This window comes from Acinetobacter sp. CAU_H_60, from assembly GCF_058599385.1.
The window spans coordinates 1793251-1820147 of record NZ_CM178653.1 but is presented as its reverse complement, the minus strand read 5'-3'; the positions used below and the strand labels follow the sequence as shown (position 1 = coordinate 1820147).

The 26897-nt window shown below is 43.0% G+C and carries 26 protein-coding genes; 12 read left to right on the top strand and 14 right to left on the bottom strand.

The genetic code is table 11. The features are described from left to right. Positions 1-62: 62 nt before the first annotated feature. The 3 genes from AC4MBN_RS08445 to dnaX all read left to right on the top strand — a co-directional run bounded on the left by AC4MBN_RS08445 (position 63) and on the right by dnaX (position 4203). Positions 63-1313, top strand: coding sequence for a serine hydrolase domain-containing protein (locus AC4MBN_RS08445; RefSeq protein WP_419364874.1), 1251 nt, complete (start codon positions 63-65; stop codon positions 1311-1313). Between the two features lie 83 nt (positions 1314-1396). Beyond that, complete coding sequence (locus AC4MBN_RS08440) at positions 1397-1840, top strand: copper resistance protein NlpE N-terminal domain-containing protein (RefSeq protein WP_004783916.1); 444 nt, start codon at positions 1397-1399, stop codon at positions 1838-1840. A gap of 275 nt (positions 1841-2115) precedes the next feature. After that, the gene (gene dnaX, locus AC4MBN_RS08435; protein ID WP_491880122.1) at positions 2116-4203 is read left to right on the top strand and encodes a DNA polymerase III subunit gamma/tau; all 2088 of its coding nucleotides are present in this window, start codon (positions 2116-2118) and stop codon (positions 4201-4203) included. A gap of 6 nt (positions 4204-4209) precedes the next feature. Here the strand turns inward: dnaX and AC4MBN_RS08430 are convergent, their stop codons facing one another. Then, complete coding sequence (locus AC4MBN_RS08430) at positions 4210-4644, bottom strand: acyl-CoA thioesterase (RefSeq protein ID WP_104425981.1); 435 nt, start codon at positions 4642-4644, stop codon at positions 4210-4212. Positions 4645-4698: 54 nt separating this feature from the next. After that, entirely contained in the window at positions 4699-5856 is a 1158-nt protein-coding gene (locus AC4MBN_RS08425) for an iron-containing alcohol dehydrogenase (protein WP_419364870.1), read from the bottom strand. A gap of 118 nt (positions 5857-5974) precedes the next feature. On the opposite strand from AC4MBN_RS08425, the gene AC4MBN_RS08420 reads away from it, so the two are divergent. Genes AC4MBN_RS08420 through AC4MBN_RS08405 form a run of 4 tightly spaced genes read left to right on the top strand, consistent with a single transcriptional unit; the run spans position 5975 to position 9713 of the window. Next, on the top strand, positions 5975-6484 hold the full coding sequence (locus tag AC4MBN_RS08420; RefSeq protein ID WP_419374610.1) for a low molecular weight protein-tyrosine-phosphatase: 510 nt from the start codon (positions 5975-5977) through the stop codon (positions 6482-6484). A gap of 3 nt (positions 6485-6487) precedes the next feature. Beyond that, complete coding sequence (murB, locus tag AC4MBN_RS08415; RefSeq protein WP_419374611.1) at positions 6488-7525, top strand: UDP-N-acetylmuramate dehydrogenase; 1038 nt, start codon at positions 6488-6490, stop codon at positions 7523-7525. 5 nt (positions 7526-7530) lie between these two features. Continuing rightward, positions 7531-8670 carry a YdcF family protein gene (locus tag AC4MBN_RS08410; protein ID WP_180002226.1) on the top strand — a complete coding sequence of 380 codons (1140 nt, stop codon included), beginning with the start codon at positions 7531-7533 and terminating at the stop codon, positions 8668-8670. Next, entirely contained in the window at positions 8670-9713 is a 1044-nt protein-coding gene (locus AC4MBN_RS08405) for an alpha/beta hydrolase (RefSeq protein ID WP_005236036.1), read from the top strand. Before AC4MBN_RS08410 ends, AC4MBN_RS08405 begins: the two co-directional genes overlap by 1 nt. Before the next feature lie 83 nt (positions 9714-9796). On the opposite strand, the gene AC4MBN_RS08400 is transcribed toward AC4MBN_RS08405, so the two are convergent. Both AC4MBN_RS08400 and AC4MBN_RS08395 read right to left on the bottom strand, forming a co-directional pair. Beyond that, positions 9797-11467, bottom strand: a complete 1671-nt coding sequence (locus AC4MBN_RS08400) for an FMN-binding glutamate synthase family protein (RefSeq protein ID WP_004783900.1) — start codon at positions 11465-11467, stop codon at positions 9797-9799. 460 nt (positions 11468-11927) lie between these two features. Then, complete coding sequence (locus AC4MBN_RS08395) at positions 11928-12950, bottom strand: helix-turn-helix transcriptional regulator (protein ID WP_419364865.1); 1023 nt, start codon at positions 12948-12950, stop codon at positions 11928-11930. 241 nt (positions 12951-13191) lie between these two features. Here AC4MBN_RS08395 and AC4MBN_RS08390 point away from each other — a divergent pair, with 241 nt between their 5' ends. From AC4MBN_RS08390 to AC4MBN_RS08370, 5 genes are all read left to right on the top strand, one after another. Continuing rightward, entirely contained in the window at positions 13192-14751 is a 1560-nt protein-coding gene (locus tag AC4MBN_RS08390) for a circularly permuted type 2 ATP-grasp protein (RefSeq protein ID WP_419364863.1), read from the top strand. A gap of 22 nt (positions 14752-14773) precedes the next feature. Further along, positions 14774-15376: an alpha-E domain-containing protein gene (locus tag AC4MBN_RS08385; protein ID WP_419364861.1), complete on the top strand. Its 603-nt coding sequence runs from the start codon at positions 14774-14776 to the stop codon at positions 15374-15376. Further along, complete coding sequence (locus AC4MBN_RS08380; RefSeq protein WP_419364859.1) at positions 15373-16152, top strand: transglutaminase family protein; 780 nt, start codon at positions 15373-15375, stop codon at positions 16150-16152. Before AC4MBN_RS08385 ends, AC4MBN_RS08380 begins: the two co-directional genes overlap by 4 nt. Positions 16153-16172: 20 nt before the next feature. Then, the gene (locus AC4MBN_RS08375; protein WP_419364857.1) at positions 16173-16907 is read left to right on the top strand and encodes a proteasome-type protease; all 735 of its coding nucleotides are present in this window, start codon (positions 16173-16175) and stop codon (positions 16905-16907) included. A 114-nt stretch (positions 16908-17021) separates the two neighbouring features. Continuing rightward, positions 17022-17453, top strand: coding sequence for a BLUF domain-containing protein (locus tag AC4MBN_RS08370; RefSeq protein ID WP_419364856.1), 432 nt, complete (start codon positions 17022-17024; stop codon positions 17451-17453). A 61-nt stretch (positions 17454-17514) separates the two neighbouring features. Here AC4MBN_RS08370 and alr read toward each other — a convergent pair whose 3' ends face one another. From alr to cyoA, 10 genes are all read right to left on the bottom strand, one after another. Then, a complete protein-coding gene (gene alr / locus AC4MBN_RS08365) occupies positions 17515-18585 on the bottom strand; it encodes an alanine racemase (RefSeq protein ID WP_419364854.1) in 1071 nt (356 codons plus the stop codon). Between the two features lie 231 nt (positions 18586-18816). After that, complete coding sequence (dnaB, locus tag AC4MBN_RS08360) at positions 18817-20256, bottom strand: replicative DNA helicase (RefSeq protein WP_004783882.1); 1440 nt, start codon at positions 20254-20256, stop codon at positions 18817-18819. A 216-nt stretch (positions 20257-20472) separates the two neighbouring features. Continuing rightward, the gene (gene rplI, locus AC4MBN_RS08355) at positions 20473-20919 is read right to left on the bottom strand and encodes a 50S ribosomal protein L9 (RefSeq protein WP_004783880.1); all 447 of its coding nucleotides are present in this window, start codon (positions 20917-20919) and stop codon (positions 20473-20475) included. Positions 20920-20928: 9 nt separating this feature from the next. Continuing rightward, on the bottom strand, positions 20929-21156 hold the full coding sequence (gene rpsR / locus AC4MBN_RS08350) for a 30S ribosomal protein S18 (RefSeq protein ID WP_004278792.1): 228 nt from the start codon (positions 21154-21156) through the stop codon (positions 20929-20931). A 12-nt stretch (positions 21157-21168) separates the two neighbouring features. Next, positions 21169-21555: a 30S ribosomal protein S6 gene (gene rpsF / locus AC4MBN_RS08345; protein WP_004696436.1), complete on the bottom strand. Its 387-nt coding sequence runs from the start codon at positions 21553-21555 to the stop codon at positions 21169-21171. 284 nt (positions 21556-21839) lie between these two features. Further along, the gene (cyoE, locus tag AC4MBN_RS08340; protein WP_419364851.1) at positions 21840-22718 is read right to left on the bottom strand and encodes a heme o synthase; all 879 of its coding nucleotides are present in this window, start codon (positions 22716-22718) and stop codon (positions 21840-21842) included. A 10-nt stretch (positions 22719-22728) separates the two neighbouring features. Continuing rightward, entirely contained in the window at positions 22729-23058 is a 330-nt protein-coding gene (locus AC4MBN_RS08335) for a cytochrome o ubiquinol oxidase subunit IV (protein ID WP_171064814.1), read from the bottom strand. Further along, positions 23055-23675, bottom strand: coding sequence for a cytochrome o ubiquinol oxidase subunit III (cyoC, locus tag AC4MBN_RS08330; RefSeq protein WP_004783873.1), 621 nt, complete (start codon positions 23673-23675; stop codon positions 23055-23057). The genes AC4MBN_RS08335 and cyoC overlap by 4 nt, the downstream gene beginning before the upstream one ends. 4 nt (positions 23676-23679) lie before the next feature. Then, positions 23680-25668 (bottom strand): cytochrome o ubiquinol oxidase subunit I, encoded by a 1989-nt coding sequence (cyoB, locus tag AC4MBN_RS08325; protein ID WP_180013021.1) that lies wholly within the window; start codon positions 25666-25668, stop codon positions 23680-23682. Between the two features lie 3 nt (positions 25669-25671). Then, complete coding sequence (cyoA, locus tag AC4MBN_RS08320) at positions 25672-26748, bottom strand: ubiquinol oxidase subunit II (protein ID WP_005236020.1); 1077 nt, start codon at positions 26746-26748, stop codon at positions 25672-25674. Between the last annotated feature and the right edge of the window lie 149 nt (positions 26749-26897).

The window sequence follows — 26897 nt, the reverse complement described above, 5'->3', positions numbered from 1 at the left end:
AAAAGCCTAAACTCGATTTAGGCTTTTTCATTTTAAGGGATCAAAATTCTATGGATAGAATGATGCAGCCAATCAAAGATTATCTGTTTGCTGATCAGCATAATTATCAGGGCGATGTTGATACACGTTTTCGCGACCTTGCTCGTCAGTTTAGCCGCCTACAGGATGCACGTACTGAACAGGGTGGTGCAGCACTTGTCGTATATTTTCAGGGACAAAAAGTTGTCGATATTTATACCGGAAAGAAGTCTGCCACTGAAAACTGGCAGCCCGATACCATGTCACTATGCTATTCCACTGGCAAAGGTGTACTAGCGACTCTAGCGCATATTCTGGTTAGTAAGGGTTACCTGGACTATGACAGATCAGTTGCAGAATACTGGCCTGAATTTGCCCAGAAAGGTAAACGGTCGATTACTTTGGCACATATGCTGAGCCATCAAAGTGGTTTATTTGATATCCGTAATATTATTGATGATGCCACTGAAATGGCTGACTGGCCACACATGCTGGAGCGGATCGCGGCAGCTGAACCACGTTTTCAGACCACGACAGATGCCGCTTATCAACCTTTGACTTTTGGCTGGCAGGTGGGTGGAGTACTGGAAAAGGCAACCGGTAAATCATTAGGCCAATTAATGCAGGAATATTTAGTTCAGCCTCTGCAATTAAATGGTGCCTATTTTAGTGTGCCGATAGATGAACTACCTCGGGTTGCGCGACCGATCTTTAAAGCAAAATCTGCATCTCAACACTCTAAAAGCAAAAAAGTAGCTGCACGCAAACCTGGTTTAATGGAGCGCGCCCTGGTCTGGAGTGGTCAGAGCCCCCAAGATTTTCAGGATGGCATGATTCCTAAAGGCATGAAGAATTTTAGCTTCTTTAGTGATGAGGGATTACAGGCGATTATTCCTTCAGCCAATGGGGTCTTTACTGCAGACAGTCTGGCAAAAATCTATGCGATGTTGGCCAATCACGGTGCTTGGCAAGGCCAGCAGTTGATTTCACCTCCAGTATTCCAGCGACTAAGCCAGGTGCAATATATCCGTCGTGATCGGGTGATGCCTGTGCCCATGCACTGGCGGCTGGGTTATCACCGTATTTTGACATTGGGTAAAGCCTCTACAGGTTTTGGTCATATGGGCTTTAACGGTTCTGGTGCCTGGTGCGATCCAGAACGCGGTTTAAGTTTTGCCTATACCCATAATTTCCCAACAGGTTCATTGACTGGAGATTACCGTCTTTGGGGGCTGACGCAGGAAACTTTGCGCTGTGCTGATGCGGTATTGACAGGAAGAAAAGGCTGGCGATAACTGAATATCCTTGATTTGGGAGTTTAGTCAGTCATTTAAAATATGCTATTTTGTGGCAAATTCCAGCGCTGTGAAATGAAACCATGAAAAAAGTAATACTGATTCCCTTAGTGGCAACCGGTGCTTTATTCGGTTGTCAGGATCAAACCCAGTCAGCTAAAAATACTATTGTTGAAGCCAAGGCACAGATTCCAGCATGGGCGGGAGAGTATCAGGGTACAACTCCTTGTATGGGCTGCTTGTCCCGTTGTGATGATTGTCCGGGCATGGCTGTCATGCTAACCCTGCATGAAGATCAGACTTATACTTTAGAACGTGAAAGCCTGAGTGGACATAATGAGGTGGAAACCTTTAGCGGCCCGATTCGTTTTCAGGATGATTCTCATCAGAAGATTGAACTGGTGAATGTAGCGACTCGTAATTTACTGTATGTTGATCTGGAAGAGCATGTGCTGGAAATCCGTGAAGACAAAAGCGGTAAACGCTACCAGATGCAGAGTGATTTTATTTTAGGGCGATTCGCTTAAGCAGATTCAACTCAATTCTTTACCTTCGATCAGAAATTTTTATTTTTAAGATTGTATTCATCTACTCAAATAGATGGAAGATCAATAGATATTTTATTTTCCAAATATACAAAAACTATCCTGATATTCTTGTCAGGCATAAAAATGGAGCAAACAGCTTCAAGATAGTTGATTTAAATCAGATTGATAGGTCTATCTCTCCAGATCGTAACTGATTAATTCATTCACTATTTTATAAAAAAACAGTATGCTTAGACCTGTAAAAAGGAGCATACATGTATCAAGTACTTGCGCGAAAATACCGTCCCCGCAATTTCAACGAATTGGTCGGTCAAAACCATGTTTCACGTGCTTTAACTAGTGCACTGGAGCGTGGCCGTTTGCACCATGCCTATTTGTTTACGGGAACGCGTGGTGTTGGTAAAACCACGATTGCACGTATTTTGGCGAAGTGCTTGAACTGTGAAACTGGTATTACTTCGACTCCTTGTGAGGTGTGTCCGACCTGTACCGCCGTCAATGAAGGCCGTTTTATTGACCTGATTGAGATCGATGCGGCATCACGTACCAAAGTCGAAGATACCCGTGAGCTGTTGGATAATGTCCCTTATGCGCCTACACAAGGCCGATTTAAGGTCTATCTGATCGATGAAGTACATATGCTGTCCACGCATTCTTTCAATGCTCTATTAAAGACACTGGAAGAACCACCGGAGCATGTCAAATTCCTGTTCGCCACCACAGATCCGCAAAAGCTGCCGATTACCGTCATTTCACGCTGTCTGCAATTTACTTTGCGTCCATTGGCCGTTGATGAAATTACCGAACATTTGGGCAATATTCTGACGAAAGAGAGCATTCAGGCTGATCAGGATGCGATCTGGCAGATTGCCGAATCAGCACAGGGTTCGCTTCGTGATGCCTTGTCCTTAACCGATCAGGCAATTGCCTATGGTCAGGGTGCCATTCAGCATCAGGATGTCAAAGACATGCTGGGCTTGATCGACCGAACCATCATTTACGATCTGATTCTGGCAATTCATCAGAACCAGAAAGCACGTGTTAGCGAATTATTATTGCAATTCCGTCAACAGGCGCTGGATGTATCATTGGTTTTAGATCAGCTGATTTCTACCTTGCATGAACTGGCTTTATTACAATATCTGCCGGATTTAAGCCTGAAATACAGTGCCGAGATCAATCAAAAGATCATGCAGTTATCAGCTTTGATTTCAGCACAAGATTTGCAACTGTATTATCAGATTGCCTGTAAAGGACGTGCTGACCTACAGCTCGCGGTTACGCAAGAGCAAGGCTTTGAGATGACAGTGTTGCGTTTGCTAGCCTTCCGTCCGTTACAGCCCAATGAAATTCCAGCCAATACAGCTCAGATACCACAAGCTGTACCTGCTGCATCAGTTCCACAGCAAAACCAGATAACGCAGCAGGAGCGTGTTCCGGTTATTCAAGCTGTAGAAGATTTTTCCTTAGATGAGGGCTATGAAGACGAGCAAGATAATCATCCAGTCACTGCACAGTCTGAACCATCTTCGGATGACTTTCTGGATGAAGACGAGCCAGAAACCAATTCTGAGTCTCAAGTCATACAGGCTGAATCCACTAAGGTAGAACAATCTGAGTCTGATCAAATTTTATTTGATCCAAACCTGGAAGATGGTCTGTTTGGTTTTGACGATGTTCCTGCAGAACCTGTTCCATCCAGTCCTGAAGCCAGCAGTGATGATTTTCTCTTAGAAGAATTCATTCCTGACAATGATACTGCTGCAACAGTAGAACAAAAATCCGAGTTTAGTCTGGATACTTCGATTCCTGAATCAGAACAAGTGATTCATAAAGCAGATGAAAGCCAGCCAGAAATTTCTACTCAGACAGAGGCTGCATCAGCTCAGATCGCAAATACAAATATTTCTACAGACCGTAATCTGATGCCGCAGGATATTCTGCAAATTCCGGTACAGGATATGCAGGGTGAATGGACGGTAGAAAAATGGGAATTCTGGTTCCGTAACAGCCAGTTATCTCCGGCAGTTCAGGAATTGGCTCAGTATGGCATCATGACCGGCCAGATTAATGCAGCATCGGTCTTTCATATTCCAGAGCGTTATCAACCGCTTTTGTCGCAGTTACAACATCATCTGGAAGCAGCTTTGCGGGAACAATGGCCGCAGACCATTTTCCAGGTGAAGTTTGAAGATGTAGAGCAGTTAACGCCATATACCATGCAGCAAGAACGTAAAGTACGCGCTTTTAAACGCGCAGAAGAGCTACTGCATGCTGAACCGGCTGTACGTGACTTGCTGGAACAGTTTGATGGTGAGTTGCACAATATTCAGCTGAAATAAAATATTTTAGGCTGAGACAAAACGCGCTAAAGCATCCCGCATTTCAGCTGGAATCGGGGTGCTTTTTCGTGTGTAGCGATCGACAAACACATGCACAAAACTGCCTTGAGCTGCTGCCGTATCAGAGTTCATTTTGAAGATTGCCAGATCATAGCTGAGAGAACTATTCCCCATTTTTTCTATGGCGACACCTACCTCTATAATTTCCGGATAAGACAGCTCCTGATTGAACTGGCATTGCGAGCTGACCACCAGTCCAATCATTGGAGAATATTTGGGATCGAATGCGGCTTCCTGAATCAAGAGGGCATTCGCGGCCGTATCAAAATAGCTGTAATAAGTGACATTATTGACATGGCCATACAGATCATTGTCTGCCCAACGAGTTTGTATCGGCAGAAAAAATGAATAATGTTCGCGTTGTTTAAGAGCTGCTTTCATATTTTAAAATAACTTGTAGTGGCTAGGTCTGCCGAGTTTAAAAATATCCTAAACTTAATAAATCGCCTGATAAATGTTGTAAGCATCTTCCAAAGTAAGTTCACGTGGATTGTTCTGTAACAGGCGGCTTTGTTTCATGGCATCTTCCGCCATGATCATCAGCATATGTTCAGGAATTCCTAACTGTTTAAGTTTCAGAGTTAAGCCACTTTTCACCAGATGGTTATTAAAATGATCGATAAACAGGTCAGTCAGGCCATCATGACAGCCTTTGCTTTGTGGATCTAACCAGCACATCAGTTCGGCATAGAGGGCTTTGGCATCCGGTGTATTAAATTTCATCACCTCAGTTAATACCAGCGCATTACTATGTCCATGCGAAATATGGAAGTGTCCACCTAGCGGATAAGCCAGTGCATGTACCGCACCCACTGGTGCATTGGCAAAGGCCTGACCTGCCAGCATCGAGCCGACCAGCATGTTTTGACGTGCGTCCAGATCCTGACCATCGTCCAGCACACGTTGTAGATTGGCATTTAACAGTTTCAAAGCATGCTTGGCCAGCATATCGGAATAGGGATTTTTTTTGATTTTAGAAGTATAAGCTTCAATGGCATGGACCATGGCATCAATGCCGGTCGCAGCAGTAATTAAGGGCGGCAGATTTTGGGTAAAGGTTGCATCCAGAATGGCAGTATCTGCAAACAGGATCGGTGCCACAATTCCGGTTTTTGTAGTTTCACCTGTAGTGACAATTGAAATCGGAGTAACTTCAGATCCCGTACCTGCAGTGGTAGGAACCAAAATCAAGGGCAAACGGGGGCCAGTAGCCTGATTTACGCCATACAGATCAGACAAAGATTGGTGCTGTGCCGGATGACTCAAGATTGCAATCAGCTTGGCGACATCCATAGAGCTGCCACCACCAAAGCCAATTACGATATCGACATTTTCCTGTTTGGCAAAATCTGCTGCTTCAAGCACTACATGCTCAGGTGGATCGGCCTGTACATCGGAATAAATTGCATAATCCAGTCCCGCATCTTCAATAATTTCCAGAATAGGCAGGTGTAATTGATGCTGTAGCATGCCTGGATCAGTGACCAGTAAAACACGCAGATAACAGCCCTGTTTGAGAATAGAGGATAATTCCTGAATCGTGCCGAGGCCGGCGATGATGTTGGGAACGGTTTGAAACTGAAATCGATTCATGTCTTTATCCTTTAATTTTTATCGCAAATACAAAATTATTATGGGGCGGTGATATAGGATTCATCAGGTAAATAACTTAACATAAGTATCTTGAAAATGATTAACTCTGAGGTTGTTTATGTCATCCAGAACGCCATATAAGGTGTTATGTGTTTGTTTGGGAAATATTTGTCGTTCTCCCACGGCAGAAGTGGTACTCAGACATTATTGTGATGAACAGAAACTCGATATTGTGGTCGACTCAGCAGGAACCAGTAATTACCATCCGGGGAAAGCACCTGATTTGCGTAGCCAGCAACATGCCTTAAAACGGGGTTATGATCTTTCTGGCCTGCGTGCGCGTCAACTCAAAACCCATGATTTTATTGATTATGATCTGATTCTAGCGATGGATCTGGAAAATCTGGCAGATATTCAGGCGCTTCAGCATCAGGCAGAGGCAGAATTCGGACGCCTGCGTGCCCAGGTTGCTTTAATGAGTGAACATGATCAGCACTATCCAAAACAGGCTTTACCAGACCCATATTATGGTGGGGCAGATGGTTTTGAACGTGTCCTGAACCAATGTGAGTCAAGCAGTCAGGCCTGGGTAGAAATTTTTAAACAACATCAAACAGAAAAGGTTTAAGTCATGCAGATTCAGACTCAGGTTCAACTTAAACCTTTTAACACGCTAAATCTTGAAGCGATTGCCGCTTACTACAGCCGGATCCAATCAACTGAAGACCTGATTACTGCACTGGAGTTTGCTGAGCAGCAACAACTGAATGTGCTGATTCTTTCTGGCGGTAGCAATATGTTATTGCCAGAACAGATTGACGCACTCGTCCTGCATATGAATATCCAGGGCATTGAAATGCTGGAAGGAAATGAGCAGCATCAATTTCTGCGAGTAGGTGGGGGTCAAGTTTGGCATGACTTCGTACTCTGGACGACAGAACAGAAATTCTATGGTCTGCAGAATCTGGCCCTGATTCCCGGACTAGTCGGTGCATCTCCCGTGCAGAATATTGGGGCATATGGTGTCGAAGTCGGCGAATTTATTCATGCGGTAGAGGTCTATGACCGTAAGCTGAAAAAATTTGATTCCATTCCTGCCTCAGACTGTCATTTTTCCTATCGTCATAGTATTTTTAAAGATGATCCAACACGTTATGTGATTACATATGTTACTTTTAAATTATTAAAACAGGCAAATCTGAAACTGAATTATGGTGATCTTAAAGCAGCGGTGGGTGATAATCTCACAGCAGAAAACTTGCAGCAGCAGGTGATCCGGATTCGTCAGAGCAAACTGCCTGACCCTAAAGAATTTCCAAACGTGGGAAGTTTCTTTAAAAATCCTATCGTAAATCAACAGGTTTTTGACCAAATTGCTGTGCATTTTCCTAATTTGCCCCATTATCCGCAGGCCAATGATCAGGTTAAAATGGCGGCAGGCTGGCTGATTGATCAGGCAGGCTGGAAGGGGAAACAGCTTGGGCCAGTAGGCATGTTCCATAAACAGGCACTGGTTCTGGTGAACTATGGTCATGCTTCTCTGACGGATGTCCGTCAAACCTATGGCGCAGTACAGCAGGCTGTCTGGGACAAATTCAAGATTATGCTCGAACCTGAACCGGTATTATTTGATTGTAAAGGCTTAATTCGATCTCATCAGGATAAATAACGTATATGAAAAACACCCATTGGATGGTCCGTTTAGTACAAATCGTCGCAGGACTGTTTGTATTTTTCGGCTGTTTGGTGATGTTGATCTATTCGCCATTTTATTCTCAGCTCGTGGTTAAGGGACTCAATCGATTTGTGTCCTTTGAAATTAACGAAGTTGCAGCACAAAGCCAGAAAATGGCTTCCCTGAGTGAAGATGATACGCTTGAACCAGGTTCTGATCAGTGGATTGCCCGTCAGGCTTATTTGCGTGTGATGGAGCAGGATATCCAGAAAAATCATTCGTCCAATCTGATGCTGATTCAGGCACGCTACAAGATACTGCAACAGATGATTGAAGAACATCAGCGTGAACAGCAGGAAGAAAAAGCAGAACAGAACCAACCCGCACAAGTGCCTTTATTATCCCAGCAAGAACCTGTGGAAGCCGTTGACCCGACTCAGAAGGTCCGCGAACTGCTGGAATGGGATAGTAATGAAAACAAAGAACGCATTGAGCAATATATTGAATTCTTGACGACTCATCCTCTGGAAGATGAAGAAGCGAGTGCCGTTCAGGTCACAGCGAAAGAAGAAATCAAGGAAGATCTGGCTTTACTGCAAGAACAGCAGCAACAGAAACCGGTCAATCAGTCTAAACCTTATGCCATTGTGGTCTTGGGTGGGGGTCTAACCTTGCATGAAAATGGTAAGGATATTGTGGTCAATGACTATACCCGTTTGCGTCTGGAAACCACACTCGCAGTTGAAAAACAGTATCAGTTACCGATCGTATTGAGTGGTGTGGAAGCGCCGTATATGCAGCGCTGGTTACAAAATTACAATGTCGATGCCAAATTGCTTGAAGACCGCAGCATGAATACCTGTGAAAATACCCGTTTCAGCTCGTTATTATTGCAAAAAAAAGGTGGGGCACCGACTGTGATTCTGATTACCGACCGTTATCATATGCCGCGTACCCGTCGTCTGTTTGCACTGAATGGTATTCAAACCATTCCAGTGGAAGCACCGATGCCGAAGTCCTTGACCCGTTGGCGTCCAAGCCGACAAAATTATGATCATAGTCGCCGTGCCAATTATGAAATGCTGGCCACTATCCGCGATATGTGGTTTGGCTCCAGTGACTGTCGGGAGGTGCCTTAATGTCTGATATTCCGTTTTTAAATCCGACCATCCTGAAACAGCTGGATTTACCTGTGCCAAGCAGGGAAACAACGCCACAGCTTTTGCAGCCCTTAAACCTGAATAGGGATGACCAGCCGACTATTGATCTGCTGTCTTATCGCAGACTGTATGGCTTTGATTTGCTGGATTGCAAGCATTGGCAGGGCTATGTACAGATGCCGCTGTTTAAACTGCATGTGCAAGTATTTACACCTAATCTGGAAAATACCCGTTTTGACAAGATTCAGGGAACGGCGTTTCTATTACATGGATATCTGGAACATAGCGGAATTTATCAGCCGATCGTACGTGAGTTGCTGGAACAGGGCTTTAGCGTCCTGACCTATGACCTGCCGGGGCATGGTCTCAGCGATGGTTCATCTGCCAGTATCCAGAATTTTGATCATTACCAGCAGGTTTTGCATGCGGTATATCGTTATGTGAAGCATGCCGAGCAATTACCTAAACCATGGGTCGGTATTGGACAAAGTACCGGTGGTGCGATCTGGATGCACCATTTGCTCGAATTTGCAGAACGACGCGAAAATCCGTTTGTAGATCGCGTGCTGTTATTGTCACCGTTGATTCGTCCGGCTAAAACTGCCTGGTGGCATAATCCGCTCGGACTCGGCATTATCAGCCGGATCAAGCGTGAAGTACCACGTCATTTCCGCCGTAATAACCATAATCCTGAATTTCTACGTTTTATCCGACTCAAAGATCCTTTACAACCCCGCATGATGGGTATGGACTGGATTCTGGCGATGTCACGCTGGATGCTGGAAATGGAAGCACGTCCAGCCTGTCGAATCCCTGTCTGGTTAGCTCAAGGTGCTCAGGATCAGACAGTGGACTGGCGTTACAATATTGAATTTATCCGGCGCAAGTTCCGCCTGCAAACTTTGCTAATGCTGGAAGAAGGTTCACATCAATTGATTAATGAACGCGCGGATATTCGTGCAGCATTAACGGGTTTAATTCCAGCCTTTTTACATGCGCATGGCAGTAAGACCTATTATTAAATTATCTCGCTCTCAATTAAAAAAGGCGTTTTAGTAAACGCCCTTTTCTTGTCTAATTTGACTAAGTTTTGATTCTTATAGGCTCAAAAACTTTCCAGTTTGGCCATATTCCACATACGGAAATAAAAGTTTTCCTCATCTTTATTTTCACAGTGTAATAATTCACCTTCTTTAAGCCAGAAATGAATCTGGGCAAAGTTCTTGATTTCATGATTGCTGATTCGCTGTGCCAGATGATGCGGTTTAATAGCAGAAGGATGTTTTAAACCTGCTGAAGCGATTAGCTCAGACAGGGCATGCATTGTATTTTTATGGAAATAAAATACTCGCTCGGCCTTAGTCGGGACATGCAGGGCTTTTTGACGCTCTTTATCCTGAGTAGTGACTCCCACAGGGCATTGATTGGTATGACAACTTTGAGCCTGAATACATCCGACTGCAAACATGAATCCGCGCGCTGAATTGACCCAGTCAGCTCCAAGTGCCATGGTACTAGCAATATCAAAGGCACTGATAATTTTCCCGCTTGCACCAATTTTAATCTTGTCTCTCAATCCTGCACCGACCAAGGTATTGTGCACAAACAAAAGACCTTCTCTTAAAGGAGTACCCATATAGTCAATCAATTCAATTGGTGCAGCACCGGTACCGCCCTCAGATCCATCTACCACAATAAAATCAGGATAAATTTTGGTATGTAGCATGGCTTTCACCATACTCATAAATTGCCAAGGTTGACCCAGACAAAGCTTGAATCCGACTGGCTTACCTTCAGAAAGCTCACGTAGTTGTTGAATGAAATTCATCATTTCAATCGGGGTTTTAAACGCCGGATGTCCAGAAGGTGAGACACAGTCATGTTCACGGCTAATCCCGCGAATCTGAGCAATTTCTTCTGAAATCTTGGCTTTAGGTAAAATCCCGCCATGTCCAGGCTTTGCACCTTGTGAGAGTTTGATTTCAATCATCTTCACTTGAGGAAGTTTGGCTTTTTCTGCAAATTTCACCGGATCAAACTGACCCTCTAAGGTCCGGCAACCAAAATAGCCGCTACCAATTTCCCAGACAATGTCACCGCCATGTTCCAGATGATAAGGGCTGATACTACCTTCACCGGTATCGTGAAAGAATTTGCCTTTTTGTGCACCAAGATTTAAAGCCCGAACCGCATTAGCACTTAAACTGCCAAAACTCATAGCCGAGATATTCAAAATTGAAGCAGAATAGGGCTGCGTACACTGCTCATTGCCAATCAGAATGCGGAAGGTTTCTGGATCGGCAGGTCTGCAAGGGGTGAGGGAATGGCTAATAAACTTATAGTTTTCTTCATAGACATTCATGATTGAGCCGAAGGGCTTATCTGAATTTTCATTTTTGGCCCGTTGATACACCAGACTGCGCTGCATACGTGAAAATGGCAGGGCATCCCGATCCGCTTCAATAAAATACTGACGAATTTCAGGACGGAATTCTTCAAAGATAAAGCGGAAATGACCCATAATCGGGTAATTTTTTAAGATTGAATGTCTGTTCTGCAAGACGTCATATAAGCCTAGCAGGCTCAGCAGAATACTGACGATCCATAAGGTATTCACCAAAGTTGCCGGCATAAAATAATAGATATAGCGCGGTTCATAACCGATATGAAAAATCGTAAAAATAACGGCGATGGTGATGCAGGCAAACCAGACCGAATGCCGTGAAAAGAAAGTATTAAGTAATTTGTGTCGTACTAATTGCGCAGGGTTAGCCATTATGAAATTAAATCCCTATTTCCACTACGATAGCGTTTAATAATGTGCAGAGCTGCCTGGCTTATACAAGCATAGAATTGTTTTTTAATTTTATAAGCTTGCTGAAAATGGAATGATAGTGGTTATACCTGACTTCAAGATAGATAATAAATTTTCCAAATAATCTTCTATGGAAAAATTGTGCAAAAGGCATGCATTCTTTTTATTTCAAAAACAGGCTTAAGCGCTTTATAGTAATTTTTATCCCAATAGCAGGAGTGTAAATTATGATAAAAAAATCGATTCGTTTTAATAAGGCAGAGCTGGCTTGCTCATGTTGTCAGACTCTTTAATTTTTAATGTGACACATCCGGTCTGTTTTCTGGGGCAAGAGGAAAGCAGACTGGCTCAGTAGCAGACCACCAGAGCAATAATAAAAATAAAATAATAAATTGATCAGGTCCCCAAAATGGGGACTTTTTTATTCTTTGGAAGAAGCTGAATCAGTGTCATTCGCTTGATAAACAGCATTTGCCACTATTTTTGGTTCGATATGCTTGATTTTATTGCCAAAACTGCGCAACCACCAGACCAGTTGCGAGGTAAAAGGCACAGTAGCACTAATCAGAGCCATGCCATTTTCAATTTTTTCAATTTTTTGATCTTTGCTTAGCTGACTTTCTTCAAAATAGTGTGCATCAGATTCAGGCATGCTCAGTTGAAGCAATACATTTTCTGTTGGCTGGTTAAAATCGACCCGGAATCCTAAAGCGCCAGATTCGATGTATTCATCAATATCAAAATTTACCGGATGCAGGGCACGAGAATTCAGCACCACCGCTGATTTAAAACGGTGCAGGGCAAAGGTTTGAATATCCGATTTATCATGACGGGTACAGACCAGATAGATAATTGAACCTTTTTGTACTAATGCCAGCGGATTTAAAATATAGGTTTTCTCTTCGCCATTATGACCACGACCCTGATAAACACATTCCAGCTGTTTGTCCTGTAACAGGCCTTCGTAAATCGCCTGTTGGGCCGTTTTATCGACTACAGGCGGAATAAGTGGCTGAGTGGCGGGCACGATTCTGACCCGGTTAATCCATTGCCGTACATTATTTTGTGATGACAGGCTGCGTCGAGCCAGATCAAACCAGGGATTCATTTCTTCAATCAGACTAGGCGGCAGCAGATGTTTCAGGTGTTCCTCAACCATCATAAAGGTCACCGCCTGTGAACTGGTCATGTGCGGCAAGCTTTGAATAGGCGCATCTGAGCGCCAGCGCCAGCCTTGGGGTGTAGTTTTACTGCTTTCAATCGGGAAACGCTGGGCAATCTGGTTCAGGTCACGCTGAATGGTACGCAGACTGATCTCAATCCCTTCACGATTCAGGATTTCTTGGAGTTCACGGGTTCCCATCCATTTGCCGGTAGAAAGACGCGACAAGATTTGCCATTGGCGGTAAAGGCTATTGGAGGTTTCTTTTTCTTGTGCTGACATAATGTATTTTTACTGGCAATCAGTGGAAACAAATTAAATATGAGCTTACCACAATAAGAAATCTGGATTTTTTTCGCAAGTTATTCTGCGCAACAATTGTCCTACAATCCGTAAACATCTTGGTGAAAAATGATATTGAGTGAATAGGCACTTTACTGGGTTAATACAGACTTCGAAACGGATGTAATGGCATGGATATTGCTCTGATTTTATTATAATAGATTACAATGACGAGGTTTGTATGCTAAAAGAAAGCCAGGATACAAATACTATTACAACAGTAGAAAATCATACTGCAGCAGATTTAAGCAAAAATTTTACAGATACTACAGCACTCAATATTTCAATTAAGTATAGTCCGCATTTTTTATACCAAGAGATTTCCTCGAAATTTTTCAATGAAATGCGTGATCATCAGGTAATAAACAGTCAAGCAGGTCAACGAATTGAAGAATGGCTGACACAGCATACACTGGATGAACTGAATCAGCTAAATGAAGTAGCAAAAGAACATTTTCTTTATGACGGTATTACGTTTACCGTATACGGCGATGAGCAAGGCACTGAGCGGACTATTCCTTTTGATGTAATTCCCCGGGTGATTGCCCGTAAACAGTGGAATATGGTGGCACTCGGTTCAGCACAGCGCGTTCGAGCCTTAAACCTGTTTCTACATGATATTTATCATCAGCAGGATATTCTCAAAGCCAATATTGTCCCTGAACTTCAGGTGCTGACTCATGAAGCGTATCAGCCGCATATGTACCAGCATCATTTGAAAGGCAGTATCTATAGCCAGATTAGCGGGATCGATATTATCCGGGATTCCAAAGGCGAATTTTATGTACTAGAAGATAACCTGAGAACGCCATCTGGTGTGTCCTATATGCTGGAATGCCGCAAGATCAGCCAGAAGTTAATGCCAAAAGTCTTTGAGCAATCCAATATTGCTGGTATTGAACAATATCCAAAACTCTTAAAAGAAATTCTGGCGGAAAATGCCTATACCGATAATCCTTTCATCGTAGTTTTGACTCCAGGTCGTTTCAATAGCGCTTACTATGAACACGCCTGTCTTGCAAGGGAGATGGATGTGCCTTTAGTGACATCACGTGATCTTTTTGTTGAGAACTCGAAGGTTTATGTAAAAACGATACGTGGGCGTCAACAGGTTGATGTTATTTATAGAAGGGTCGACGACGCCTATCTTGATCCACTGTGCTTTAAACCAGACAGTACTTTGGGTGTTCCAGGCTTAATGTCCGCATATTTACAGCATAATGTTGTAATCGCAAATGCACCGGGTACAGGTGTGGCAGATGATAAATCGATTTATCCTTATGTCGATAAAATGATTCATTTTTATTTAGGTGAAAAACCGATTTTAAATAATGTTCCAACCTACCAATGCCGTAATCCCGAAGATCTGGACTATGTATTGGCAAATTTGGATCAGCTGGTCGTCAAGGAAGCACAAGGTTCTGGCGGTTACGGCATGCTGATTGGGCCACAAGCCTCTCAACAGCATATTGATATTTTCAGAGATAAGATTTTAGCTGCGCCGCATTTATATATTGCGCAGCCAACTTTGGATTTGTCGGTCAGTCCGACTTTAAGCAATTTTGGTATTGCTGAACGACATATTGATTTGCGTCCTTTTGTCTTGAGCTCACCTTACCGCACTGAAATTGTGCCAGGTGGTCTGACCCGGGTAGCCATGCAGGCAGGCTCACTGGTGGTCAACTCATCGCAAGGTGGCGGGATCAAAGATACCTGGGTAGTCGACAACTTACATTCATAACATTCCAAAGAAGGATAACGTCATGGTTTTGTTAAATACCAATGCGCAACATATTTTTTGGTTAGGCCGTTATTTATCTCGTACCCAGTTTTTATGTTCGCATTTTCCATTTTTAGATGATGAAGCTGCTGTGGCTTATGCACATGCTTTCTGTTTGCCTGCGTTTGATGCCAGTTCATTAAATGAGCTGGTTCTGGATAGTACCCAGCCGACTTCATTTACCCAGCAGTTTCAGGTGGCAAAAGACAATATTCAGGAATTACGCGGTGTATTGTCTAGCAAAGCCTATTCCGAACTACTGAAACTGATTAAAACTGCCGATCAGAATGCCGGTTATATCTGCGATGTCGTGACAGATTGTGCCGAAATTCTGGAAGCAGAATCATCAGATGTATTTCTATTTTTCAGTCTGGGCCAATGTCTGGAACAGCTTGATCAGCAGTTACGTCTCGGTGAAGATACGACCCGTACCTTATGTAAAATCGATTATATCGTGGATACACTCTGTGAAATTGGCTGGGGCAGTGTAAAGCAATACTGGACACAGTTACGTGCCGCACCTGATCTGAAGCAATTTTACCAGTTTAGTGATCATATTCATCGCTTGTTCGAGGCTGATGTATGAAATTGATGGTGAATCACCAAACGCAATATACGTACACAGCCGAGGTGAGGAACAGTATTCAGTATATCAAAATGATGCCTTCCACCAATGAGCATCAGAAAGTGCATTATTGGGATGTCAGTGTACCGGGTCAGAAAGTGATTCGGCATGATGCCTTTAAAAATCTCTGGATGACAAGTACACAGCGTGAATCCTATCATAGCCTGATGATCATGGCACAAGGCATCGTTGAGCTAAATCTCAAGCATGAGCAGGGCTTAAATGATTCCTTAAATCCATATCTGTTTTTACAGCCGACTGAAGCCACAAAATGTAATGCAGAGATGAAGGATTTTGCAGGGCGGCATGTTCCAGCATTAACTCGTAAACATTTAATCGGCTTGGCCCAAGCCGTACTCGAACACGTTCCTTATATAGCAAATAGTACTACGGTACAGGGTTCTGCGATTGATGCTTTTGAAGCACGTCAGGGTGTCTGTCAGGATCACAGTCATATTTTTATCGCCATGTGTAAACATTTAGGTTTACCATCACGTTATATATCAGGTTATCTTTATGCACAGAATGCCTCACATCTGGCGAGTCATGCTTGGGCTGAGGTATTTGTTGAACAGGCATGGTACTGTTTTGATGTGAGTAATCTGTTATTTACGCCAAGTGCGCATGTCTATGTCGCGGTGGGACGCGACTATTGGGATGTTGCACCAGTACGTGGTGTAAGAGAAGAAGGCGGTGTGGAATCCATGTATTCCATCGTCCAGGTACTAGGATGTTAATTCATTAATAAGGACAAAAAATGACGTATTGTTGTGCCCTTCGTTTAGAGCAAGGTATGCTATTTATCAGTGATACACGCACCAATGCCGGTGTGGATCACATTTCGGTATTTCGAAAATTATATACCTTTGGGGTAGATGGGGAGCGCGTCATCGTACTCCAGGCCTCCGGAAACCTGGCAACAACACAGGCAGTGATCGGACATATCAGAAATCAGCTAGAACTCAGGCAAGAACCGAATATCCTGAGTTTGCCAACTATGTTTGATGTTGCGGAACTGATGGGCAATACGCTTAAAAAAGTAATTGCCAATGTCACAGATGATAGTTTGGAACAAAGTACTTACTATTGTAATTTCCTGGTCGGCGGCCAGATTAAAAATCAGGAAATGCAACTCTATCATATCTACCCGCAAGGCAATTTTATTTGCGCGACACGGGATACGCCATATTTCCAGATTGGTGAAAGTAAATATGGTAAGCCGATTCTGGATCGTGCCTTGACCTATGATATGCCACTCGATGAGGCATTACGTTGTTCGCTAATTTCTTTTGCATCTACCTTACGTTCAAATGTATCTGTCGGTATGCCGTTAGATGTACTCGTCTATAAAAAAGACAGTTTAATGATGCCAAAGGGTAAGCGTATTGCTGAAGACGATGAGTATTTTACGGATATTAGCCGGCAATGGTCTGAAACTTTAAAGAAAGGCCTGGCTGAATTACCCACCCCATCGAATGATTATTTCTTATAATATTTATAGGAATAAAAATAAGTTTTTTTTATAAGAATTAGTAAAAATTGACTGCTTAGTGTACAGTGCTAACTTCTATAAGATATTGCATAGATAAGAATAGAGGTTAGCCGCATGTACCAATTTTGTTACGCCAGTGAAAGTACCTCGTCCAAAGCCGACTTACTTCAAGATTTAACGGATATCCTTAAAGAAGCACGTGATTTTAATCATCCTAATCAAATAACAGGTGTGCTTTATTTTGCTGATGGACATTTTTTCCAGTGCCTGGAGGGTGAATGTCTGGTTTTAAAAGCTTTACTGACAGAGAGACTATCTAAAGATTCACGCCATAAAAATATTAAACTATTTGAAACTAAAGAGATTGAGCAGCGTACTTTTGGCGACTGGTCAATGAAATATATTTCTAAACGTAGTTCTATTCAACAATTCTGTCAAGAGATGGGATTTGAAGTTTTTACGCCTAATGATTTTAACCAGGAACAAGTAGATGCTTTATTACTTGAACTGTCATTAATCGAAAATGAAGAGCAAAAATCAGCTTGAATACTGACCGTATAAAAAGCCCAATTTATATTGGGCTTTTTTATTTTTGGCTAGTTTTTCTTTAAACCAGTTTGCGTACCGGGCGGGCAGACATACGGCAAAGTAATTCATAACCAATGGTGCCATTGGCTTCAGCCACATCATCGATCAGACGGGATTTGCCCCATAGTTCGACTTCAGTACCTAATTCCAGATTGAGACCCGTTGCATCAATGGCAATCATGTCCATTGCGACACGGCCAATCACACGGGTTTGCTGACCATTAATCGCTACATGGTTCTGTTTAGGGAAAGCACGTGGATAACCGTCACCATAACCGATAGAAACAATGGCTAAAGTCATATCTTGATCAGCAGTGAAAGTAGAACCATAACCGACATGTTCACCCGCTTTGATATTATTCAATGCAATCACTTCGGCAGTAAAAGTCATGACTGGTTTTAGATCCAGATCATGTACAGTCTTGTCTGCAAATGGAGTCGCGCCGTAGAGCATGATGCCCGGACGAACAAAGTCAAAATGCAATTCTGGATATTTATAGATCGCAGCTGAGTTACAGCAAGAACCCATTAAAGGTGCGCAGTCATTTTTTACTTCAAGAAACTGCTGGATTTGCTGTTCATTGAGAGGATGTTCCGCATCAGCATTGGCAAAGTGCATCGCCAGCACGCAGGTAAAACCTTCTGCTTTTAATTGATTGATCACATTTTTAATCACATCAATTTTAAAACCAAGACGGTTCATACCGCTGTTGAGTTTCACCCAAACTTTTAAGCCTTTCGCAATATAGGCTTCTTTATTTGCCAGTAACCAGTCCAGTTGTGGCTGATGATGCACAATGACTTCAATATTCTGATTGATCACAACCTGCATTTCATCTGCAGAGAAAATGCCTTCGATTAGGGTAATGGGTTGCTGGTAGCCGAGTTCACGAATTTCCAGGGCTTCTTCCAGACAGGCGACCCCAAAGGCATCACTATCTTTTAAGGCTGCTAAGCAGTCTTTAACTCCATGTCCGTAAGCATTGGCTTTGACCATGCTGACGATTTTAGCGGTTGGGGCAAGTTGTTTGACACGGTTTAAATTATATTGCAGTGCTTCACTGTCAATATAAACTGTAGCTTGGCGCACCCTAGATACTCCTGCGGGATGACAAAAATAATATCGTGTGAAACACACAAAAGAGGGAGAGAAATAACGGGATTGTAAAAACAAAAGCGGTCATTTCAGAATTGCGAATATTGTAGACCTATCTACCATAAATGGACATGCTCATTTATATAATTTCATGCACAGCAAGCATTCTAAATAAAAAAGAGACCATCTCGGCCTCTTTTTTGGAATCAGATTAATCTTGAATGCTTACTCTTCATCATCATACTGGGCATAGAACTCAGGAGAGAGGTTACTGAAACGGGTATATTGACCTTCAAATGCCAGACGAACTGTACCAATTGGACCATTACGCTGTTTACCGATAATAATCTCGGCAGTGCCGGCTTCTTTCGATTCTTTGTTATAAACCTCGTCACGGTAAATAAACATGATCAAATCGGCATCCTGCTCGATCGCACCAGACTCACGAAGGTCAGACATCACCGGGCGTTTGTTTGGACGGTTCTCTAGAGAACGGTTCAACTGTGATAAGGCAATCACAGGGCACTGCATCTCTTTGGCCAAGGCTTTTAAGCTTCGAGAAATTTCCGAGATCTCGCCTACACGGTTATCACCCATACCCGGCACTTTCATCAACTGAAGATAATCGACCATGATACAACCGAGCTTACCGCCATGCATTTTGGCAATACGACGCGCACGCGCACGTACCTCAGTTGGTGGTAGTGCTGAGGAATCATCAATATAAAGATGCTTTTCCTGTAAATGCACAATGGTACTGGTCACTTTTGACCATTCATCACTGTCCATTTTACCAGCACGTAAGTGACCCTGATGTACACGGCCAAATGACGAAATCAAACGCATCGCAATCGAATCCGCTGGCATTTCCATCGAATAGACCAGCGCAGGGAGGTTGTTGTTAAACAGCACACTTTCGACCAGGTTCATGGCAAAGGTGGTTTTACCCATAGAAGGACGGGCTGCGACAATAATTAAATCGCCAGCCTGCATACCGGAAGTTTTGTTGTCTAGTTCCACGAAACCGGTGGTCAGACCGGTAATTGAACCTTCTAATTGGGACAGTTCATTTAGCTTATCGAATACATCAGCTACAACGGTATTAATCGCTTTCGGACCTTGAGCCTTGGCATTGTTATTATGTTGTTCGGCAATCGAGAAAATATTAGTTTCGGCCAGATCCAGAATTTCACTCACCGGACGGCCTTTAGTGTCATAGGCATTCTGTAAAATTTCAGAGCTGACCTTGATCATGCTACGTAAAGTAGAGAACTCTTTAATTTTGCCGGCATAGGTTTCCAGGTTATAAAAACTCGAAGGCGAATCAGCCATCAGCTGCATTAAATATTCTTCACCACCGACCGCATCGAGTAAGTTCTGCTTGATGAGCCAGTCATGAACCAGTACTGCATCATAAGGCGAATTTTCCTTAGAAAGCTGTTCAATGGCACGGAAGATATATTTATGCCGGGTCGCATAAAAATCATTTTCGGTGAGTACATCGCCGACTTGTTCAAAAGATTCAGCCACAGTCATAAGGGCAGCAAGTACAGCCTGTTCAATCGCTAAATTGTGCGGGGGAGTACGGAACTCCTTAAGTTGGGTATCAGCAACAATTTCTGGTTTAGCGGTAGGTGCCTTTTTGCTGGCATTCGCCTGTGACATATAAATCCCTGATTTTAAATACAATGGTTAAATATTGTCGGAGATGAATAAGGTTTATTCACTACGAGATGAAATGATACGCGGTCTGATCCAAAATGCGAAGTGCAATTTTTTGTGAACACGAAGAATAAATTGAATTTTCTACTGTTGAGCAGATTATATTTTTTAGAGATAAAAAAAGAGCATGCCAAAGCATGCCCTTTTTTCGGTGAGAAATTACTCAGCTACGATAGTAACCAGAACTTCTGCAGCAACATCATGGTGCAATTGGATTGCGATGTTGAATTCACCAGTGTTGCGAAGCGCGCCATTTGGAAGACGAACTTCAGCACGGTCAACTGTAAGACCAGCATTTGTCAACGCGTCAGCGATGTCACGAGTACCGATTGAACCGAACAGTTTACCTTCATCACCAGCTTTCGCAGTGATTACGATGTTAACTTCGTTCAATTGGTCAGCACGTGCTTGAGCAGCAGCTAATACTTCAGCTTCTTGTTTCTCAAGTTCAGCACGACGAGCTTCAAAAGCAGCAGTGTTAGCTTCAGTAGCTGCAACTGCTTTACCTTGAGGGATCAAGTAGTTACGGCCGTAACCAGCTTTAACTGAAACTTTATCACCAAGTTTACCAAGGTTTTTAATGCGTTGTAATAAGATAATATCCACAGCTCAACCTCACTTATGATTGTCAGTGTAAGGGATCAAAGACAAGTAGCGAGCTTGTTTGATAGCAAGTGCTAGCTGACGTTGGTAACGAGCTTTAGTACCTGTAATACGGCTAGGAACAATCTTGCCGTTTTCAGTGATGTACTGTTTTAAAGTGTCGATATCTTTGTAGTCGATGTACGTAACGTTCTCAGCTGTAAAGCGGCAGAACTTGCGACGACGGTAAAAACGTGCCATGTTAGGTTCTCCTTATGCTTCAGCAGAGTCTTGAGCTTGTTGTGCTTCTTCACGTTGAGCTTTACGCGCACGTTTTTCTTCAGCACTCTTAGCCAATAGTGACTCTTCAGTGATAGCGTTTTCACGACGGATGATAAGGCTACGAATGATTGCATCGTTATAACGGAACAATTCTTCTAGCTCATCAAGAGTAGTTTGACCACACTCAACATTCATCAGAATGTAGTGAGCTTTGTGGATCTTGTTGATTGGATAAGCCAATTGACGACGGCCCCAGTCTTCAAGACGGTGGATTTGACCTTCAGCTTCTTTGATGTGAGTCAGGTAACGTTCTACCATACCCACAACTTGATCGCTTTGGTCTGGATGTACCAATAGTACGATTTCGTAGTGACGCATTGTCAGCTCCTTACGGTTTAAACAGCCCCAATTTAAGTGAAATTGAAGCAAGGAGTCACAACCTTGGTTGTGTCGCATAATATGCGAAGCGTGAAGTTTAGTGGTTTTGGGGCTGAAATACAAGCAAATCTTGCCAGATGATGAATGTTTAAGCAGGTATGGAAACAAATGAAAAATTTACAAGAGTTAAATTTCTAAAAGAAACACAATTACTTTAAGTAAGCTTGAAAGGAATTATGGATTTAGCAGAAGAATTAAAAAAGATAGAGTAAAACTCTATCTTCTTAAAAGAATATGATTGGATTCTGCGGGGCAGTAGAGGTAAAACTGAAAATAATACTGATCACGGTAATCAGTTTGACCGAGAACATGAAATACTGTTTTGCCCATGCCTGATCATCTTCAGCTTTAAAGCCCTGAATACTGAGATAGATCCAGTAAAGCGTCATCAGATTCAATACCACCAGATAGATCCAGTTTGCATAACCATAAACAAATAAAGCATTCATGGTAATTCCGAACAATATCACGTAGATCAAAGATTCGATCTTGGTACGTCGAATTGAACGGGCGACAGGCAGAATCGGAATGCCTGCATTTTTGTAATCTTCAAAACGGTAAACTGCAATTCCCCATGAATGAGGCATTTGCCAGAGTGCATACCCTAGAAAAATTAAAAGGGCACCTAAGTCAAACTGACCTGCAACTGCGGTATAACCGATCACAGGCGGTGCTGCGCCAGAAATACTGCCTACCAGTGTTTGGTGAATAGTTGTTCGTTTTGTCCATAAGCTGTAAAAACCAACGTATACGACAAAACCAATAACTGCGAATAGGAAAGCGTATGCATTTACCCAGAACCATAAAATGCCAAAACCGATCATACCTAGTACAAAAGCAAAGGCGAGAGCAACAGGTACAGAAATGGTTTTTTTGACAAGTGCGCGATTTTGCGTGCGCTGCATTTTTTGGTCAATGTCCTGATCAATAACGTTATTGACCACGCATCCTGATGCCACTACGAGAGTAGTACCAATAAGAGTAAGAAGCAGGAGAAGGAAATCTACAGAACCTTGAGTGGCTACGAAGTAGCCACCCAAAGTGGTAACAAAGTTACCGAAGAGAATTCCTGGCTTAGTCAGGAATAAATACTTTTTCAGCATGACAACCAGTTTAGATCATCATGTTGTAGTGTAGGTAGTTCATGATCCATACAGAACCCACTAAAAGAATAGCGATGGTTAAGATGGTATACACAAATGCAATTACGTTCCAGCGTTGCTCTGAAGAAGAGTTCATGTGCAAGAAGTAAATTAATTGCACAAGAATCTGAGCGACTGCAGTAATTGCAATAGCAGTAATCAAGATACCGCGGCTAAAACCACCTGCCATGACCATACCGAATGGAATTACAGTAAGGACAACAGACAGGATGAAGCCAACAGTATATTGCTTCATGTTACCGTGTGATTCGCCAGCAGCGTTATGATCATGACTCATTATAGAACTCCCATCAAGTAAACTACGCTGAATACACAGATCCATACGATGTCAAGGAAGTGCCAGAACAAGCTTAGGCACGCAAGACGACGAGTGTTAGGTAGAGTCAAACCATATTTCTTGATTTGAATCATTAACACGATCATCCATACCAAACCTGAAGTCACGTGGATACCGTGTGTACCTACCAGCGTAAAGAACGAAGACAGGAACGCAGAAGTGCTAGGGCCATGACCAGCATGAACTAAATGATTGAACTCATAAAGTTCCATACCGATGAAGGCAGCACCAAATAACCAAGTGATCGCTAACCAGGTAAGAACCTGACCAACGTTTTTCTTGTAGGCAGCTAGAACGGCAAAACCAAAAGTTACGGAAGAGATCAAAAGGGCAAACGTTTCAGTTAAAACGAAACCTAATGAATCACCAAACAGATCACGCGCGCTTGGAGTGCCTAATGGAACGTGGCTACTTAAAACAGCGAATGCAATGAAGAGTGTACCGAAAAGGATAAGGTCACTCATCAAGTAAGTCCAGAAACCAAAGACAGTGATGTCGGTATCATCGTGATGATGATGCTCATCGTGTCCGTGGTTATCGTGATGAAGTACTTCAGCCATGGTCTTAGTCCTTCTTCAAGTGTTTTTCAAGGATCGCATAACGTTCACCTTCAATACGCTCAACTTCAGCAGCAGGAACATAGTAATCCACTTTCTTGGTGAAAGAAGACACGATGAAGCTGATGATAGCTGCTACGAAAGTAACCGCTACTAACCACCAGATGTGCCAGATTAACGCGAAGCCCATAACAGTAATGAACATTGCGATAATGAAACCAGCAGCACGGTTAGTCGGCATATGGATATCTTCGTACTTCGTAGGTTTTGCATAAGCAACACCGTTTTCTTTCTCGATCCAGAAAGTATCAATACCATTGATCTTTGGAAGATGAGCAAAGTTATAGAACGGAGCAGGAGAAGATGTAGACCATTCAAGCGTACGACCATCCCATGGATCGCCAGTCAAATCTAGACGTTGATCGCGTTGTAGGAAACCAACAACGATTTGCATAATGAAACATACAATACCAAGTGCAACAAGAACTGCACCGAACATTGCGATGTTTACATATGGATCCCAGTCTGGGTTATCAAATGTATTCAGACGACGAGTCATACCCATGAAACCAAGGATATAAAGTGGCATGAATGCAAAGTAGAAACCGAAGAACCAGAACCAGAATGCTGCTTTACCCCAAGTCTCATTCAGTCTCCAACCGAACATTTTCGGCCAGTAGAAGATGATACCCGCGAACATCGCGAATACTACACCACCAATAATTACGTTATGGAAGTGAGCGATCAGGAATAAAGAGTTATGTACCAGGAAGTCCGCTGGTGGAACCGCCATCAATACACCTGTTAAACCACCGATACCAAAAGTCACAAGGAAGCCAAGTGTCCATAGCATTGGGGTAGTGTAAACGATACGACCCTTGTACATGGTGAACAACCAAGAGAAGATTTTTACACCAGTAGGAATCGCAATAATCATGGTCATGATACCGAAGAACGCGTTAACGTTGGCACCTGCACCCATGGTAAAGAAGTGGTGAACCCATACAACGAATGACAATACTGTAATTGCAACTGTTGCATATACCATTGATTTGTAACCGAACAACGCTTTACGAGCGAAAGTCGATACAACTTCAGAGTAAATACCAAATGCTGGCAATACCAGAATGTATACTTCTGGATGACCCCAAGTCCAAATCAAGTTCACATAAAGCATTGGGCTACCGCCTAGCTCGTTTGTGAAGAAGTGGAAGCCGAAGTAACGGTCAAGAGACAGCATTGCAATAGTAGCAGTCAATACTGGGAATGCCGCGATAATCAATACTGCTGTACATAAAGATGTCCAGGTAAAGATTGGCATTTCCATCAGTTTCATGCCAGGCGCACGCATTTTGATGATGGTAACGAAGAAGTTAACACCCGTTAATAGCGTACCCAGACCTGAAATCTGCAGTGCCCAGATGTAGTAATCCACACCGACGCCAGGAGAGTATTCAATGCCTGATAGTGGAGGATAAGCCATCCAACCAGTCGCAGCGAATTCACCTAGAGCAAGTGAAACCATCATCAAACCTGCAGCACCAGCAAACAGCCAGAAGCTTAAAGAGTTTAATAATGGGAATGCAACGTCACGTGCACCGATTTGAAGCGGTACAGAGATGTTCATTAAACCAACAACAAGACCCATTGCCACGAAGAAGATCATGATCACACCGTGTGCGGTGAAGATCTGGTCATAGTGTTCTGGGTGCAAGTAACCTTCGCCGCCACCTTTTGCAAGGAACTGCTGAAGACGCATCATGATCGCATCGGCGAAACCACGTACCAGCATGATCACTGATACAAAGATATACATGATACCAATTTTTTTATGGTCTACAGATGTGAACCATTCGTTCCACAGGTAGCCCCATTTTTTGAAGTAGGTAATACCTGCAACAACTGCGATACCACCTAAGATCATCATTGCAACAGTTACCAGTACGATTGGATCGTACGGAATTGCATCTGGACCTAACTTACCTAAGAAGCTCATGAATTATTCTCCTTGAGAAGCAGTCGCATGTTCAACATCTACATGTGCTTCAGAAGCAGCTGCTTCCTGGTGAGCAACAGAAGACGCTGAGTGATCAGCACCGTGATAGTTACTCATGTAGTTATTGATCACAGATTCAAACAAACCTTGCTCAACAGAAGAGTAGTAAGTCACTGGATGTGGCTTAGTTGGGTAAGGCTTCATTGCTTCAGCAGCAGCCTTCTCTTCAGGAGTCGTAGCTTTTGCAATAATCGCTTCGATTTGGTGTTTACCACGGTTACCGTCACGCAAGCTTGCAAATTCAGCTTGGTCTAAAACAGTTTTTTGAACTGCTTCTGGATTTACTGAAGTACCGTTACCTGCTTTAACTGCAGCTACCCATTCAGCAAACTGAGCATCAGTCACAGCATGTGCACGGAAGCGCATTTGTGAGAAGCCATAGCCTGAATAGTTAGAAGAGAAACCGCGGTAGCCTTCAGCTGGGCTAGTTTCGTCTGCCATTAAGTTCAGGTGAGTTTGCATACCCGCCATTGCATAGATCTGACCACTTAACGCAGGGATGAAGAATGAGTTCATCGTGAAGTTAGAAGTCAAACGAAGACTTACCGGAGTTTTCTCTGGGAAGCGAATTTCGTTTACAGTCGCAATGTTTTGTTCTGGGTAGATGAAGATCCATTTGAACTGTTCAGCAATAACCTGAACTGTTAATGGTGCTTTATCTGCCTCAAGTGGGCGGTATGGGTCGTACTTGTGGGAACCCCACCAAGTTAACCAAGCTAAAATACCAATAATAATGACAGGGATACCCCAAACTACAATTTCAATCGCAGTAGAGTGTGCCCATGTAGGTTTATAGTCTGCGTCTTTATTCGATGCGCGATATTTCCAACCGAACCATAATGCCATGATAATTGATGGGATTACCACCAATAGCATTAAGTAAATCGCAGTCATCATCAGGCTACTTTGGCCTTCAGCAACTGGACCCTTAGAGTTCAGAAGTACTAGATCACCACCACACCCTGTTAAAAGTGCAGCCATCGTTGATAAAGACAATACAGCTAAAATCGTTTGTCTCATTTTACAACCTCGGTGAAGAGTCCCATTCCCTAATTTAATATGGGATAGCGATTAAAGTGTCGCATGATAAAAGAGGCCGTTTTTTTACAAAACACCCTTCTAATCATAATACACCGCTACGTTGTAGGGCATTATGCCTGATATTGCCA